The sequence below is a fragment of the Rheinheimera hassiensis genome, assembly GCF_022436675.1.
Classification (GTDB): Bacteria; Pseudomonadota; Gammaproteobacteria; order Enterobacterales; family Alteromonadaceae; genus Alishewanella; species Alishewanella hassiensis.
The window spans coordinates 1-229 of record NZ_JAKUJZ010000077.1; the positions used below are offsets into that span (position 1 = coordinate 1).

A 229-nucleotide genomic window follows, 5' to 3' on the forward strand; every position below is an offset into this window, starting at 1 on the left:
GATCTTAACAGCACTACCGTATGTGGCAACTTGTTCATTCTTCTTGCGCTTTAAAGTGTTGTCGCGGTTGTCGTATTGGTTGTAAACATAGGCATTGTGCTTCAAGAATCTAAGAGTACCATCAATGTTGCCGGCTGCAATGTATTCATTTTCACCGACGCGGTAATAAGTCTTCTTCTTGATAGTCTTAGTACCGTAAGTAGCGATTAACTTACTGCCTTCTTCGTCG

At 41.9% G+C, this 229-nt stretch carries 1 protein-coding gene; it reads right to left on the bottom strand.

The annotated features are described in order from the left end of the window. The coding region (locus MJX74_RS21695) for an SLAP domain-containing protein (RefSeq protein ID WP_240225093.1) at positions 1-229 on the bottom strand (229 nt) is incomplete at both ends.